Origin of the sequence: Paenibacillus lautus NBRC 15380 (assembly GCF_004000945.1) — a bacterium.
In the GTDB taxonomy this organism is placed as follows: Bacteria; Bacillota; Bacilli; order Paenibacillales; family Paenibacillaceae; genus Paenibacillus_AQ; species Paenibacillus_AQ lautus.
In genome coordinates this window covers 30,538-46,307 of sequence record NZ_BIMF01000029.1, presented here as the reverse complement: position 1 = coordinate 46,307, position 15,770 = coordinate 30,538, and the positions used below count along the sequence as shown (strand labels likewise).

Genomic DNA, 15,770 nt, shown 5'->3' with positions numbered 1-15,770 from the left:
CTGAGGCTTCCATCACCGGCGCACACGTTGCGGATGGTTCACTTACTGGAGCGCAGATTGCCGACGGAGCCATCGGCAGCAAGCATCTCGGACCGGATGCCTTCAACAACTTCTCGTTAGCCGAAGGATCGGTTACAGGCGGCAAGATTGCTGAGGCTACCATCACCGGTTCACATGTTGCGGATGGTTCGCTCACAGGCGCGAAGATTGCTGACGACGCGATCGGCAGCAATCATCTCGGACCGGATGCCTTCAATAACTTCACATTAGCCGACGGATCCGTCACAGGCAGCAAGATTGCTGAAGCTTCCATCACCGGCGCTCACGTTGCTGACGGCTCCCTCACAGGTACGCAGATTGCCGACGGAGCCATCGGCAGCAAGCATCTCGGACCAGATGCCTTCAACAACTTCTCGATAGCCGACGGAGCCGTTACAGGTAGCAAGATTGCTGATGCTACCATAACAGGATCGCACGTTGCAGACGGCTCCCTAACGGGCGCGCAGATTGCTGACGGAGCCATCGGCAGCAAGCATCTCGGACCGGATGCCTTCAATAACTTCACGTTAGCCGAAGGCTCTATCGATGGCAGCAAGCTTGCCGATGGCACAGTCACCAGCGCCCATCTGGCCGAAGGAGCGGTTACCGGACAACAATTGGCACAGGGTGCGGTAACGGCCGAACATTTGGGCTTTACTCCTATACGGAGCGCAGCCGGCCAGCCGAAGCTACAGCAATTCGGCATGACTCCATTTGTATTTGGTGCTGAGGTGCTGACTGAGGTTACCGTCCAATTTGAGGAGCCTTTTGGCGGAATAAACTATATCATTGTTGGGATGAGCAACAATCCGGGATTCCAAATCTCGTTGAAGTCCCAACGCGAGGATGCCGCCGTTCTGGAAGTAACCCGTCAGCCTAACTGCAATCTTGCTTATGGCTTCATGTCCTGGATTGCGATCGGTCCTTCACGGTAACACCGGTAACAGCATAGCAATCCAAAAAGAGGCTCTCCCCTACGTGACACGGGAGGGCCTCTTGCACGTCAATGCATCCATTTTCTTTCCTAATCATGATACAGTCCACGTTGGACAGTCCAAAAGGGATAAGCGATCGAGCCGCACCAATCATACCAATTGTGATTTCGTCGGCGGTTGCCCGGGAATTTAAGCAGCCTTTCATATGATAGCAAATACATTCATCGCAGCGACTGATATTGATATGGTTAATCCCATCCTGGTGTACTTACCCTAACTGGCGTTTAAATGTTTTACTGGCGAAGAAGTAAGCGATGACCATGATGCCGACGCACCAGGCAAGCGCGATCCAGATTGCGTTGCCGACAGACCCTTCATACAAGAGGGCACGAATCGCATTCACGATTGAAGTCACAGGCTGGTTCTCAGCGAACGCACGAACAATTTTTGGCATGGTTTCGGTGGGGACAAAGGCTGAACTAATAAACGGCAGGAAAATCAGCGGGTACGAGTAGGCTGTCGCCCCTTCCATAGATTTCGCTGTCAATCCGGGAATGACCGCCAGCCAGGTCAGCGCCAGCGTAAACAGCCCGAGTATCCCAGCGACCGCGAGCCAATCCAGGATATTAGCGCTGGAACGGAAGCCCATCAAGAGCGCGACAAGGATAACAACCACGACAGTAAGCGCATTGGAAAAAAGCGAGGTCAACACGTGAGCCCACAATACCGACGAGCGCTTGATGGGCATCGTAATGAAACGCGCCATCAACCCGCTCTTTACATCCGTAAACAGCCGCAAGGAAGTGTAAGCGACGCCGGATGCGATAGCCATCAGCAAGATTCCCGGCAATAAATAATTGACGTAGTTGTTCGTGCCTGTCTCTATGGCGCCGCCAAATACGTAGACAAACAGCAGCATCATCATAATCGGCGTAATCGCCACCGTGATAATCGTATCCGGGCTGCGCATGATGTTGCGCATTAAACGCCCTAGTAATACCCCTGTTTTGCTTTTCATTTAAATCTCCTCCTTTTTGCCGATGATCGCGAGGAAAATTTCCTCCAATGTCGGCTGCTTCTCGATGTACTCCACTTTCGCCGGCGGGAACATCTCTTTGAGTTCGGTAAGGGTACCGGTCGTGATGATTTTTCCGCCGTGCAGGATGGCGATACGGTCCGCCAGTTGTTCTGCTTCCTCCAGGTACTGGGTCGTCAGCAAGATGGTCGTGCCGCCGCCGGCGAGCTCCTTGACGGTATTCCAGACTTCAATCCGCGCTTCGGGGTCAAGCCCCGTCGTCGGTTCGTCGAGAAAAATGACGGCCGGTGTTCCGATCAGACTCATGGCGATGTCAAGCCGGCGCTTCATCCCGCCCGAATATTTGTCTGCCCGGCGGCCCCCCGCATCGGTCAGGCTGAATCTTGCAAGCAGATTGTCGGCGACTTGTGCTGGATTGGAAACTCCCCGCATCTTGGCGATCATCATCAGGTTTTCCCGCCCGGTGAGCATACCGTCTAAAGCTGCGAACTGCCCTGTCAGGCTGATGCTCTGGCGAACATGATCCGGTTGACGCTGGACATCAAAGCCGCAAATACCTGCTTCGCCGCCATCGGGCTTCATCAGCGTCGAGAGGATGTTGACTGTCGTCGTCTTGCCTGCTCCATTTGAGCCCAGCAGCGCGAAAATTTCCCCACGCCGCACCTCGAAGTCCACCCCCTTTAAGACTTCCTTGTCTTTAAAGGATTTTTTTAACCCTTTTACAGAAATCGCTTCATTTCTCATATTTTTTCCTCCTTATAATAAGTGCCTTGGAAGCTAGATTGCCTACACTCCACTATTTAGTCTGACTGATAATCTGTATAACTTACTACCGGGTTAAAAATGAACTGAATAGCGAAGGCGGCAATTCACATTTGTAACCAGCTAATCAGTCGGTATGATCTATTGAATTTATTTTTTTCCCAATCGGTTCATGATACTCTGATTCAAATCTTCCCGATACTTGGCTACATAGGTTTTAGCGTTTGCCACAAGTTCGTCGGCAAAGGACGCCACGTCGTCCCCGGTGATTTCCAGCACTTGTCTGCCTTCCGCCGCACCGGCTTCGAACAAATCAATTAATTCATACTGCATGTGCAGCATATCCATCCCGTTGCCCGCTGAGAAATTCCACATGTAGTTTTGAATTTTCTTAAATACAAACTGGTAGTCCTCTGGCAGGGCTTCGACCCGTGCCATCATCATCTTGTACTCTTTTTTATCACCAATCATTTTTTTGAACATTTCCAACATATTATTTTTCCTCCTTTTATTTAAAGCTGAACAAGACACCCCAAAATATCGGACGGAATATCTTATGAAGCTAGTTTGACTTCAATACGTTGATTTTCGACGATAAAAAATCCCACTTTTCCCAAAACAATTCAAGTTCCTGGCGGCCAGCCTCATTAAGTGAGTAAAACTTGCGCGGCGGCCCCATATCTGACGGTTTCTTTTCAATGTTCACCAGTTTTTTCTTTTCTAGCCGCACGAGTATGGTGTAGACCGTTCCTTCCACGACTTCGGTAAACCCAAGCTCGTTCAGGCGGCGGGTAATCTCATAGCCATAGGTTTCACGACGGCTGATGATTTCCAGCACGCAGCCTTCCAGCGAACCCTTCAGCATTTCAGTTAAATTTTCCATATTCGAAAGCCTCCTCTATTTCGTCCCTCCCCTAATTAGTATTACCAATATTCAGTATAACATAGTACTAAGGGAAATTTTTACTTAATAGCATTTGGAAAAACAAGCTATTAAGTATTACTCATTACATGTACATTGTATTACTAAGTAGTTGGAGATGTCAACAATTTCTCTAAAATATTTTTTGCAACCTCACTATTCAGTGGTGCCGGTATTCAGTGTGACCTACTACAGGTATATCGTAATACGTAGTAGATGGATTGTCAACCGGATTTTCGAATGTTTTTAAACCCAGTATCGCCGCGCGATTTATTTAAGTTTCACGTTCCGTAAACCGTAAGATTATGCAACGCTTGATGACGCTGGATTTTGGAAAGTATGATTGCTTTTTGTGTTTGGGACATATTCGAACGTCTCATTTATGTCGACATGAACCGTCTTGCGATGCTTGCAGTTACTTGCGTCCGGATCAATTATGCATGCAAAAAAGACGAGCGTTAAGCTCGCCTTTTGTTTATTGATTATTCGATGCCGATCCGTACTTGTTCGGGCCCCTCCCCTAACGCCGGCAATCTCGTTCGTATCCGTACTGCGTAACATCCCGAGATGAACAACACCGTGGCAGCGATGATGTACGTAGCCCGAACGCCGAATTCATCGGTTATGAACCCAAACAACAGGGTAGATAAGCCGAATACTAGCGAAACAAGCGCGCTTTGAGCTGCGTACACTTTCGGCAATAAATGGACAGATACGCCCCGCTGCAGTGTAGTCTGAAGCGAAACTGCCTTAAGCTGTTCAAAAACGCCGAAGCCTGCCGAGAACACCAGGGCAAGCCAAGGCACCGAGGTCAATCCGAAACCGAACGTCATGATACTAATGCCGAAGGAAGAGCAGATGACGAATTTGCGGATATTGCGGTCGATCAGCCCCGCGTTTCTCATTCCAAACAGTCCACCCAGCATGAGTCCCAGGAAAAAGCTTGCGTTGATATATCCCCACCAAGCCTCCTCCCTTTGCAGCACATCGGCTACATACACGTAGATGGTCGCTGCGATCCAAATCACGCCCGCCATCGTCTCCAATACATAAATCACATGAATCGCCCGAAGAGAAGGCTGTTTCCAAATGAGTGTCCAGCCTTCTTGAATGGAGCAACAATTCGAAACGCGCGCCTTCTCTTTCTGTTCCTGGGTGGATTCATACCGATCCTCTATAAGCTTCATGAAGACAGCGGCTGCCAGGGCCAAGGCAAAGGTCAGCCATATCACGTTGCTTCCGCCCAAGGCTACGACCAGCAGTCCCCCAACAGCCCATCCTCCCAGTTGAATTAGCTGATCCACGGTGGCAACAAAGCTATTCGCTTTCGTCAGCTCGGCGGCATCCACCAGCCGAGGCAGCATGGCATGGCTTGCGGGCGCGGCCCAACCATCGAGCAAAGAGATGAGGAATACGAATCCGAGAATCGCATAGACCGTCACCTCCTGCTCTCCCAGCACATAGTAGGTCGCTAACAATAGGAACAACACGGCCGTTTTCCCGATTTGCGATGAAGCAAGCAGCGACTTGAGGCTGTATTTATCCATCAACACGGGCGCAAAGCTCCCGCTTATAAACCGTGCCATCGTCGTGACAAATGGTATCATGGCCATCAACATGGCGGATCCCGTAATCCCATAGATAATTGCCATCAGGCCGACAATGTAAAACAAATCGCCGCTATTGGCGAGCGCCTGACCTATCCAGAGATACCGAAAAGATTTCCTCTTCATCTTTCTACCCCAATTCTGTATTTAGTTGTGTTGGTTAGGGTAGAAAAACCTACATGTTCTGACCTCCGTACATTTTATATGGTTAATATAGTAACACCGTTAAAGACTTCTGTTAAGTTCACGGATTAATTTTTTCAAGTGAATCAGATGGTATATCTCACCAACCCGTAACTTTTTTATGCCGGCTAAAACTATTTGGCCCTCTCCACGGTCTAATGATCAGTCAAGCGCACTCAAGTACTTGAGCATGATCCAACCCATTAAACCAGGAATAGATCAAAACGAATTCGTGCCATGACATAAAATACTAGCGCTAGTAGTTAGGGGTGAGTGAACTGAGAGCGAAAGACTCGAAGCAAACACAGTTCAGCGAAAATATGGAGAAATGCAAAAGCAAGTTATACCGGGTAGCCTATTGCTATGTCAAAAATGAGCAGGAGGCACTGGATATCGTCTCCGAGGCAACCTATAAGGGATATCTCGCTTATGAGCGGATGAACACGCCGCAGTATTTTGAATCCTGGATGACCCGGATTGTCATTAACGCTGCCATCGACCATCTCGGTCGCAAGAAGCGGGTAGCTTATATGGAGGACCAAACGCAAGACTATGCGGCCGCAGAGCATGCCGTACCGCTGGAAGAGAAAATGGATTTATATGATGCTTTGGACAGACTGATGCCAGAAGAGAAAACCTACATTATTCTGAAGTTTTTTGAGGACCTGCGCTTTAGAGAAATGGCGGATATGCTGGCATTGTCCGAAAACACGGTCAAGACCAGGTTCTACCGCATTATCGGAAAATTAAAATCATATTTAATCGAGGGAGAGGTCGATCGTCTATGACAGGAAAAGAACGCTATGAACACATTGAGATCCCTGCCCAGCTAACCGGCGTTATGGACGCAGCAATGAAAAAGGCGGCTGCCCGTAAACGATCCATGCGCTTGATGAGATACTCCTCCGTTGTTGCAGCAGCCGTTGCCCTGTTATTCGTCGTCAACATCCCGACGGTGGCAAACGCCTTATCCAAAGTCCCCGTGGTGGGCAGCATCGTTCAGGTTCTGCAGTTCGGGGGCGGAGGCGAACGGACCGACGGCGTTACCGTGGGCACGGAAGCTTCCGAGGACGTATTTAAGATTCAATTTGATCAGGAAGGCAATTCCGTTTCCAGCGTCCCGGCCTACACCGTGGATCATCGGGATGCGCCAAACCGTCTGATCTTCACGTTTAACGGCGTACGAAACTTTGATTATGAAACCCTCAAGAAAGACATGCTGGCTCTCCCGCTGGTAAAGGATGTCTATGAAAATGTGATTCTGGACGACTCGGCCATGCGTTTTGTCGTTGAACTGAAGGACGGCGTGAAGCATACCGTATCCGAATATAGAGATCCCGGCTATATTGAGCTGAAGCTCACTTCGACCGGTGAGCCGGTAACCCCGCGCGAGGTCTTCTATATTCGCAGTGAAGCCATGCCGCAAGGGGAATCCCTTGCTATTCTGGAAGAGATTTATATGGAGGACGGCGTGACTTTCATTAAGACGGCCAGCGGCGACTTCATTGCGGTCATCGGCGGTTTCGATACTCGCGAGGCTGCCGAGCAGAAGCTCAGCGAAATTTCGTCGCGCGAGGCCTACAGCAATGATCTTCGCATCGACAGCTGGATGAGCAATGAGCGCCCGGACTAACCAGTAACACAAAGAAAGCACCGCTCCGATAAGTGTTGGGGCGGTGCTTTCTTTGTGATGATCCATGACGTTGTTTTGGTGCGATTGTACCGCAAACTCCCGAAGCGACTCTCCCGGCAGCGAAGAATGTTATGCGTTTTGATGAGGATAGATCATGACTTTTACGCTGGTGTCCTTTTGCGTGCGGGCAAGCTCTATGGCTTCCTCGATCTGATCCAAGGAAAATTGGTGGGTGATGATATCGCGTATGCGACTGCCCTTGTTTTGTAGCATCTGAATAGCCGCCGGGTACGTGTTCGCGTAGCGGAACACGCCGTATACATCCAGCTCGGCGTCAACCAAAGCACCGATATCCACCGGAATGGCATCCTTTGTTGGCAGGCCTACAAACACGATGCGGCCCCCTCGGTTCACATAACCGATCGAATCCGCGATGGCCCCGGCGTTGCCCGATGTTTCGATAATGAGATCGATTCCGTCGCCTCCCGTGAGCTCGTCCAATCGCTGCGGAACGGATTCGCCCATCGGATTGATCACGCCGGAGGCTCCCATTTGAAGGGCCAGATTAAGCCGGTATTCCACGACGTCGCTGCCAAATATCTGTGAGGCTCCGGACATTTTGGCCGCCTCCATGGCAAGCAAGCCAATCGGCCCCAGTCCGAGCACCAGCACCCGGTCCTCTGGCTGGATACGCCCGCGGCGTACGGCATGAAGTCCTACGGACAGCGGTTCAAGCAAAGCGCCTTCCTCAAAGGACATTTCATCCGGCAGCCAGAACAGGAAGTCGCTTCGCACCGCGACGTATTCGGCCCAAGCTCCGTCAACCGGCGGGGTCGCCATAAATACAACATCCGGACACAGGTTGTAACGTCCGCTTTTACAATAAGTGCAGCGCCCGCACGTAACGCCCGGTTCCACGGCCACGCGGTCACCGACGGAGACATTTCTTACCTTCTCCCCCGTCCTTACGACAACGCCGGCAAGCTCATGTCCCAGAATCAACGGTTCCTTCACCTCATACCTGCCAATCCGTCCATGCTCATAGTAGTGCACATCCGAACCGCATATGCCGATGCAATACACCTGAATCAAGGCTTCATCCGGCTTCGGCTCCGGAATGGGAACCTGCTTTATCCCAATGGATAAAGGGCGATCTAGAACGGCTGCAGACATCATGTTTGGTTGTGACAAGCTGCATTCACCTCTCATCTCAAGAAATCGCTTACTCACTTAGTTTACACGATAAACTATCGCTTCATAAGGGTGTAGAGCGAATTCGTCGAAACTTCGGTCCGAGCGCTCGTAATTCGAGAGTACAACTTCCGGTTGATGCTCACGCCATTCTGCCGGGATTTGAAAATCCGGCGTTCCGCTATAGAAGTTGAGAACAATCAAGTACGTCTCATTCTCTAATGACCTGGAATAAGCGAAAATTTCCGGATGCTCCTGAAGCACGGCTTCATATTTTCCGTAGATCAGCGCCTCACTGGATTTGCGCAGTCGGATCAAGGCTTTATAGTAATTCAGAATGGAATCGGGATCGGTTAGCTGCTGCTCTACGTTGATTTCATGGTAATTCGGATTGCAGCGGATCCACGGCACAACCGTTGAGAAGCCGCCATAGAGCGTGTCATCCCACTGCATCGGCGTTCTTGCATTGTCCCTAGCCCGGTACGCGATTCTGCGCATCGTCTCGGACACGTCTTTCCCGTCCAGTAGCCGCTCGCGGTAATAATTGTAGATCTCCACATCCCGATAATCACTCAGCTCCGCAAACTCGACATTCGTCATTCCGATTTCCTGCCCCTGGTAAATAAACGGCGTCCCCTGCATCAGCATAAAAAAAGTAGCCAGCATCTTGGACGATTCCTTATGATAGTGGACCGGATCGCCAAAACGGGATACGGAGCGCGGCTGATCGTGATTCTCCATGTAAAGGGCATTCCAGCCCACGCCTTCAAGGCCCGTCTGCCATTTATGCATAATCTGCTTCAATTCGGCCAAGTCCCAGACCGCATAATCCCAGCGTCCCTCGAGTCCGAAATCAAGATTGACATGCTCAAATTGAAAAATCATGTTCAGCGACCCGTTCTCTTCCCCGATCCAGCGGTCTGCTTCCGCTATCGGAATGCCGCTCGCTTCGCCAACCGTCATAATGTCATAATGAGCGAACGCCTCGCGTTTGAATTGCTGAAGAAATTCATGGATGCCCTCTATATTCCGATGTCCTGGATTCGAATCGACATATCGAAGGTGATTCGGATTGGGCATATCCGGCAAACCCGGCAGCTTCTTAATATGGGTAATCGCATCCACGCGAAAACCGTCAATCCCTTTATCCAGCCACCAACGGATCATCCTGACCAGATCATCCCTGACCGCCGGATTCTCCATATTTAAGTCAGGCTGCTTCTTGGAATAGAGGTGGAGATAATATTGATCCGTTAACTCGTCATATTCCCAAGCGGAACCGGTGAAGACGGATTCCCAATTGTTCGGCTCGGCCCCATCCCTTGCATCCCGCCAAATGTAGTAATCCCGCTTCGGATTGGTTCGGGAGGAACGGGATTCCATAAACCACGGATGTTCATCCGAGGTATGATTGAGCACCAGATCCATAATAAGCCGCATGCCGCGGTTATGGATTTCGGCCAGCAGCTGATCGAAGTCGGCCATGGATCCGAACTCCGTCATAATATCCTGATAATCGCTGATATCGTAACCGTTATCGTTATTGGACGATCGATAGACGGGGCATACCCATATAACATCAATCCCAAGATCCTTCAAATAATCCAGACGGGATATAACTCCTTGCAGATCCCCGATGCCGTCTTCATTCGAATCCATAAAACTGCGCGGATAGATCTCGTAAGCAACGGCTTCTTTCCACCATACTTTCTGCATTGTCGTATCCCCCGTTTACAATAAGAATGCTGCTTATTAGGAATGCAGACCGAGTCATTACACGTACTTCATTAACCAACTTAGTCTGTCGCAGCATACAGTATTGCCGTTTAAGCGATCTTATAAGCCTAACAACCATAGAATGGCCGTACCGCGGGGATATGCGGTACGGCCATTGCAAGTCTACTATGAAACTACGGAAACGAATTCGTGCCAGCTCCCATGCAGCATACTGCATGGGTTTGGTCGCGCTCCGGTAAGGACCGGCCGCTCACTCCCGTGATTCCCCACTACCCCCGTACATACTTCCCGGTCAAGGAGTGTTCTGCCGTGATCAGTTCAGCAGGCGTTCCTTCGAACATGACCCGGCCTCCCCTGCTGCCGCCCTCGGGTCCGAGGTCAATGATCCAATCCGCCTGACGGATCACGTCCAGATTGTGCTCGATGACAATCACCGAGCTGCCGTTATCGACGAGCCGATTCATCATGTCCAGCAAATGCCCGACATCCGACATATGCAGCCCGGTCGTCGGCTCGTCCATGACATAAATCTTTCCCTGCTTGTGCAGCTCGCTGGCCAGCTTGATGCGCTGGCTTTCGCCCCCGGACAGGGTGCTCAGCGGCTGTCCGAGTGTTAGATAGTGCAAGCCGACATCGTGCAGGGCTTCCAGCCGCCGCCTGATTTCTTTTTTCTCGAAAAAATCAAGCGCCTGCAGCACGGTCATATCCAGCACATCGGTAATCATTTTTCCATGGAGCTTATACTGCAGCACATCATCCTTAAAGCGCCTGCCGTCACAGGTGTCGCACAGAGACTTAATGCCTTCCATAAACGCCAGGTCCGTATAGATGAACCCGAGACCGTGGCAGTCTGGACAAGCCCCTTTGGAATTGAAGCTGAACAGGGATGGACTCTGATCATTAGCTTTGGCAAACATGCTCCGGATGTCATCCATAATCCCCGTGTAGGTAGCAGGATTGGAACGGATCGAGGTGCTGACGGCGGACTGATCGATGACAACAGCCTCGGGATGCCGGGACAGGAAGGCATGGTGAATGAGCGAGCTCTTCCCTGACCCCGCTACGCCCGTGACCACAGTCAATACACCTTCCGGGATGTCCACCGTCACATTGTTCAGGTTATGATGATTGGCATTGGCAATGCGCATTTGCCCTGTAGGTACGCGGAACTGTTCTTTCATCGGCATGCAGCGCTTCATGTACTGCCCGGTTAACGTGGATGCTTGGCTGCACAGCTGCTCAACCGTGCCCTCGAAGATAATTTCTCCTCCCCGGGTACCGGCATTCGGCCCCACATCCACCACATGGTCGGCAATTTCAATCACGTCCCGGTCATGCTCTACGACCAGCACCGTGTTGCCCTTGTCCCGAAGCTTCCTGAGCATGTTGTTCAGGCGGTGAACATCCCGTGGATGCAAACCAACGCTAGGCTCATCAAAAACATACATCATGTCCGTCAGACTGCTGCCCAAATGCCTCACCATCTTCACCCGCTGCGATTCACCCCCGGAGAGCGTGGTCGTCTCCCGATTCAGCGTTAAGTAATCCAGCCCCATATCCATCAAGTGCTGCAGCCGCTCCGCCAAGCTGGCCACCATACTGGCAGCCACCGGCTCCTTGATATTCAGGATGGCCTCTCTTAACTCCCCAATCTCCATAGACGCACACTCGGCGATATTATATCCGTTGATCCTGCAGCTTAATGCCGCTTGACTGAGCCGTGTTCCCTCGCATAACGGGCATGTGCCATTCGTAATAAAATTTTTGACGTGATTTAAGGTGCGTTCGGACAATTCACTGCTGTCTCTCTGAATATACAGCCGGTTGAACTTCAGCGCGAGGCCCTCGAAGTCGGACTGTACCGGTCCCCCCTTGGACGGGAACGTCACTTTTCCCTCCTTGCCGTATAGGAAGAGATCCCATTCGGCTTCCGAATAGTCGGCCAGCTTCTTGTCGTTATCAAAGAACCCAGACATAGTATAATTTTTCATATACCAGCTATCCACTGAGAAAACAGGAAATCGGACCGCTCCCTCATTCAAGGACTTGGTCGTATCCAGCAGCTTCGTCAGATCCAGTTCCACCTTCTTCCCGATTCCCTGGCATTCCGGGCACATGCCCTGCGGATCGTTAAAAGAAAACACATTGGAGTAACCCACGAATGGCTGCCCCACCCTCGAAAACAGCAGACGGAGAACGGCGTACAGATCGGTGATCGTGCCGAGCGTTGAACGCGAGTTGCCGCCCAGCCGCTTCTGGTCGATGACGATGGCGGTCGACAAATTCTCGATGGAGTCCACGTCCGGTCGGCTATGCCGTGGAAGTCGGTTACGGACAAAAGCGGTAAACGTCTCGTTCAGCAATCGCTGAGCTTCGGAACTGATGGTATCGAACACGATGGACGATTTACCCGAGCCGGATACGCCGGTAAAGACCGTGATTTTTCGTTTTGGAATTTGCAGCGAAACATTCTTCAGATTATTCTCCCTGGCTCCACGGATGTTGATATATTCTTGAACCATGGCCGTTCCTCCCTTATGCCCTGTAGTGTTCTTATTATAGAAGGGCAATCATGACATGTACTGTCATAATGGATGAAGGCATCTATTTTTAGGATATTCCCGTAAGCGGGAAATATCAGGAAGGTTGTTAGCCCTATTAATGCTATACTTAGTTTATAATGAGTCAGGGGAAAGAAAATGTTACATCCTCCCATTTTTGATTTCGGTTTGCCAATAAGCATCCTGTCCCTTACAATTACGGAACATCATCGTTTCTTAGAATTCATGATTACAGGAGAGTAATGACGCTATGAGCAAAAAAATAGTCGCCATCGATATGGATGATACCATCTGCCATCTCATACCCAAGGCCATTCACTATCATAATCTACAGTACAAAGATCCTCAGCTGACGCTGGATCAGATTACCGATTATAACCTGCATCAAATCTGGCATCCTGAATGCTCGGAAGAGTTTTTCTTCGGAAAGCCGGGCTTATATGAAGAACTTGAACTATTTGATGAATATACGATTGACGAAGTCCACAGAATGACGCATGATTATGACGTCATTGTTGTTACCGCAGCCCGTCCCTCCTCGGTGCCCGAGAAGTGGAGATGGCTGCAGCGGCATATGCCATTTATTCCGTTCGAGAATTTTTTCGTGGCCAAGCGCAAGGATTTAGTGGAATTTGATCTTCTGATTGACGATGGTCCCCATAATGCGATTGCCGCCAGAAAAGCCGGAAAACAAACCATACTGATTCCGCGTCCGTGGAACGCGCATATTCAGCATGAATTTATTCTGAAGGATTCCTGGAAGGGAATGAACGAGTTAGTAGACCGCATTTTATCCGATTCTAACCATCAAGGGGATATGAAATAAATGAATACAGACCGCAATAGCCGGTACCTATCGCAAGACATCCATTTTTTCGCGGCCGCATTATCGGAAACGGTGGTTTCCGTATGGGAAGAGGATCCCGCAAGCGTATATGTGGAGATCGAGCGAGGTTACATTGAATGCTACACACCGGATGTCGTCCGCATCCGCAACGAAGAGACAGGTTACCTGACACACTACAGCCGTGACACCGCTATGTTTCAACGGATGTAATACGATAAAGGCCGCTTCCCTTGCCGGGAAGCGGCTCTTTTATTGCTCAAATTACCTTTTAGCTGACAGGACAAGAAACAGGGTTGCGAGCGGACCTAGCAGCAGGGATAGCAGAAACCAGTTTAATCCCGTTCTGTTTTTTCCTTGAGCCAATCCGGCGTTAATTAAAGCCAGCGTTCCCCATCCCACATAGAATTCATTATTCATCCTATCTCCTCCGATACCGTACTCTTTATCTGCTTATTACGTTTGGACAAGCTGGATCGTTGCAGGATATACAAAAAAAGAGCAAGGAATGCTCCCTGCCCCGGGCAATTATAACGCTTATAGCAGTGACCTCAAAAGGCTCCGGTTTTAGCCCCGAAGGCCATAGTCTCTTCTGAGTGGACCATCGATCCTTAAACTTGCTCCAATTCTCTTAACAGCTGAAATATTTGTCCCCGATGATGGGACTCATGCTCAATCAGATGATAGATGACCCATTCCGGCGTCACATCGTACGGTTCCAGTTGTCTGACTCTCCTCCAGTCCGAGAGGTCCATGCCTTGGAAATGGGCAAGCAATTCATGACGTACCCTCTGCATGCGGTGAAGATGTTCATCCAGTGACTGATCCGGCACTTCAGAAAGATGGTTATCCTCGGTACGGTCATCCCAGGGGAAGCATGCCTTTATTTTCGGGTCCCAATCGGATTCAAGCACCTCGACGTACAGCCAGTCCGCTTCAATGAGAGCAATATGGTACAACAGCGAGCCGATGGACTGTCGGCCGTCTGCCCTATGGTTCAAATGTTCATGGTGGACCCCTTCCAGCCGTTTCAATATCGTTCGGCGTATGTCCTCCAGTCCCCATATCCAGCGGCCGATCTCCGGCTCAAACCCAGGCAGTGCCTCAACCGTCAACGTTTTCCTCTGCAAATCTTCACGCTCCCTTAAATTATCTCATGAATCTAAGAGTAACAGGCTCAAGCGTAAGTGTGCCAGGTAAAGTTCGGTTTAAACAAAAATCATCCTCGGGGCCATTCAGCCATTCTTACTTCTTTCGAGTCGCAATCGCCTCCGCCGTTTGTTTAACGGCCTGATGCCCGAATACCGCAAACGCCCCAGCGAGTATGCCTTGAATGATATTTTCCACACTCCACCCGATCAAGCCGGTTGTGAGCAGAATCGATACGACCATAACCAGATATACAATGCTCCAATTCGGAACCTTGGGCGTTTGCTTCAGCACATATCCGATTACCCAACAGGCAGCAACGACCATGAAGAGCCGCGGGTCAATCAATTGAAAAATGACGCTCCATTCCATGGTAAACCCACCTTTCCATTCATCTTCTACATCCTATTCCCCGAGCCTATCGATCGGCTTGTATTTATATCCTTATTCTCGCAAGCAAAATAATAGAATCTGTGGAATGGAATTTACGATAGGTTTGACGATGAACAGACGCAGCACAAATCTGCGTATTCCCGGGTAGAGGAAATACACAGTAAATATCCTTTATGAATGGCGGTGACACTTAAGGCTGCTGCCTGCCCGCATCTATTATCCCTTTGAACCAATCGGTCAACCGCCGATCCTTCTCTTCTTGACTGCAGTCTGAGGGAAAGGTTAGGTAACGCTGATGCTCGGGAATCCGAGGTATCCCCTTCTTCATGTTGGCATCCGCCCTGGTATCGTTATTGTATTCTATAAAACGGAGATCCCTTCCATCCAATGTCTGATAGGCATAACAGCTGTACTCGATTTCGTCGATCACGGTCCAGTGATGTCCCTGCTTCGTGGGATTGCACAACACATGCGTGCCCTTCAGCTTGTTTAGCGAGTAAAGAAAGCCTTGCAGTTGGGCTTCCGTGACGTGGTAATCATCCAAGTAATACCGCTGTGAGACTCTGGCAACATTCGTGTCGATGATCTGGTAGTTTAGAATAAACGCAGCACCTTTGTGCAGCACCGGATCGAAGTAATCCTTCTGAATCCAGCCCTTATGGCGGGACAGGCGATCTGAGACCAGGTAATCGATATTGCTATGGTCCAGGTTATAACCGAAGGTTACCAAGAATTTGCGATTCTTCATATAGAACTCCCCCTGATAAATCAGAATGAA

Annotated in this window: 17 protein-coding genes; 5 read left to right on the top strand and 12 right to left on the bottom strand. The window is 50.1% G+C overall.

Annotation, left to right across the window (positions count from 1 at the left end):
* A partial coding sequence (locus PLA01S_RS29195) for a WIAG-tail domain (RefSeq protein ID WP_127595632.1) occupies positions 1 to 974 on the top strand: 974 nt, incomplete at its 5' end.
* A gap of 268 nt (positions 975 to 1,242) precedes the next feature.
* Here PLA01S_RS29195 and PLA01S_RS29190 read toward each other — a convergent pair.
* From PLA01S_RS29190 to PLA01S_RS29170, 5 genes are all read right to left on the bottom strand, one after another.
* Entirely contained in the window at positions 1,243 to 1,992 is a 750-nt protein-coding gene (locus PLA01S_RS29190; protein WP_127595628.1) for an ABC transporter permease, read from the bottom strand.
* Positions 1,993 to 2,754 (bottom strand): ABC transporter ATP-binding protein, encoded by a 762-nt coding sequence (locus PLA01S_RS29185; RefSeq protein ID WP_127595625.1) that lies wholly within the window; start codon positions 2,752 to 2,754, stop codon positions 1,993 to 1,995.
* Between the two features lie 168 nt (positions 2,755 to 2,922).
* Positions 2,923 to 3,264 (bottom strand): DUF1048 domain-containing protein, encoded by a 342-nt coding sequence (locus tag PLA01S_RS29180; RefSeq protein WP_100540048.1) that lies wholly within the window; start codon positions 3,262 to 3,264, stop codon positions 2,923 to 2,925.
* A gap of 70 nt (positions 3,265 to 3,334) precedes the next feature.
* Complete coding sequence (locus PLA01S_RS29175; protein ID WP_071222099.1) at positions 3,335 to 3,655, bottom strand: PadR family transcriptional regulator; 321 nt, start codon at positions 3,653 to 3,655, stop codon at positions 3,335 to 3,337.
* Between the two features lie 521 nt (positions 3,656 to 4,176).
* Positions 4,177 to 5,427: an MFS transporter gene (locus PLA01S_RS29170; protein WP_127595622.1), complete on the bottom strand. Its 1,251-nt coding sequence runs from the start codon at positions 5,425 to 5,427 to the stop codon at positions 4,177 to 4,179.
* Between the two features lie 326 nt (positions 5,428 to 5,753).
* Between PLA01S_RS29170 and PLA01S_RS29165 the strand changes: the two genes are divergently transcribed.
* Positions 5,754 to 6,272, top strand: coding sequence for a sigma-70 family RNA polymerase sigma factor (locus PLA01S_RS29165; RefSeq protein WP_127595620.1), 519 nt, complete (start codon positions 5,754 to 5,756; stop codon positions 6,270 to 6,272).
* The gene (locus tag PLA01S_RS29160; RefSeq protein WP_127595617.1) at positions 6,269 to 7,117 is read left to right on the top strand and encodes a hypothetical protein; all 849 of its coding nucleotides are present in this window, start codon (positions 6,269 to 6,271) and stop codon (positions 7,115 to 7,117) included. Before PLA01S_RS29165 ends, PLA01S_RS29160 begins: the two co-directional genes overlap by 4 nt.
* Before the next feature lie 129 nt (positions 7,118 to 7,246).
* Here PLA01S_RS29160 and PLA01S_RS29155 read toward each other — a convergent pair whose 3' ends face one another.
* The 3 genes from PLA01S_RS29155 to PLA01S_RS29145 form a co-directional block, all read right to left on the bottom strand.
* Positions 7,247 to 8,308, bottom strand: a complete 1,062-nt coding sequence (locus PLA01S_RS29155) for an NAD(P)-dependent alcohol dehydrogenase (RefSeq protein ID WP_127595614.1) — start codon at positions 8,306 to 8,308, stop codon at positions 7,247 to 7,249.
* Between the two features lie 39 nt (positions 8,309 to 8,347).
* Entirely contained in the window at positions 8,348 to 10,024 is a 1,677-nt protein-coding gene (locus PLA01S_RS29150; protein ID WP_127595611.1) for a glycoside hydrolase family 13 protein, read from the bottom strand.
* Between the two features lie 290 nt (positions 10,025 to 10,314).
* The gene (locus PLA01S_RS29145) at positions 10,315 to 12,567 is read right to left on the bottom strand and encodes an ATP-binding cassette domain-containing protein (RefSeq protein WP_127595608.1); all 2,253 of its coding nucleotides are present in this window, start codon (positions 12,565 to 12,567) and stop codon (positions 10,315 to 10,317) included.
* A 289-nt stretch (positions 12,568 to 12,856) separates the two neighbouring features.
* On the opposite strand from PLA01S_RS29145, the gene PLA01S_RS29140 reads away from it, so the two are divergent.
* Complete coding sequence (locus PLA01S_RS29140) at positions 12,857 to 13,432, top strand: 5' nucleotidase, NT5C type (RefSeq protein WP_071222106.1); 576 nt, start codon at positions 12,857 to 12,859, stop codon at positions 13,430 to 13,432.
* Positions 13,433 to 13,663 carry a hypothetical protein gene (locus PLA01S_RS29135; protein ID WP_071222107.1) on the top strand — a complete coding sequence of 77 codons (231 nt, stop codon included), beginning with the start codon at positions 13,433 to 13,435 and terminating at the stop codon, positions 13,661 to 13,663. It begins immediately after the preceding gene.
* Positions 13,664 to 13,714: 51 nt separating this feature from the next.
* Here the strand turns inward: PLA01S_RS29135 and PLA01S_RS32200 are convergent, their stop codons facing one another.
* The 4 genes from PLA01S_RS32200 to PLA01S_RS29120 form a co-directional block, all read right to left on the bottom strand.
* Positions 13,715 to 13,870, bottom strand: a complete 156-nt coding sequence (locus tag PLA01S_RS32200; protein WP_006208027.1) for a hypothetical protein — start codon at positions 13,868 to 13,870, stop codon at positions 13,715 to 13,717.
* Positions 13,871 to 14,061: 191 nt separating this feature from the next.
* Entirely contained in the window at positions 14,062 to 14,580 is a 519-nt protein-coding gene (locus PLA01S_RS29130) for a DinB family protein (RefSeq protein ID WP_127595605.1), read from the bottom strand.
* 115 nt (positions 14,581 to 14,695) lie between these two features.
* Complete coding sequence (locus PLA01S_RS29125) at positions 14,696 to 14,971, bottom strand: phage holin family protein (RefSeq protein ID WP_127595602.1); 276 nt, start codon at positions 14,969 to 14,971, stop codon at positions 14,696 to 14,698.
* Between the two features lie 211 nt (positions 14,972 to 15,182).
* Positions 15,183 to 15,740, bottom strand: coding sequence for a hypothetical protein (locus PLA01S_RS29120; protein WP_127595599.1), 558 nt, complete (start codon positions 15,738 to 15,740; stop codon positions 15,183 to 15,185).
* Positions 15,741 to 15,770: the final 30 nt, after the last annotated feature.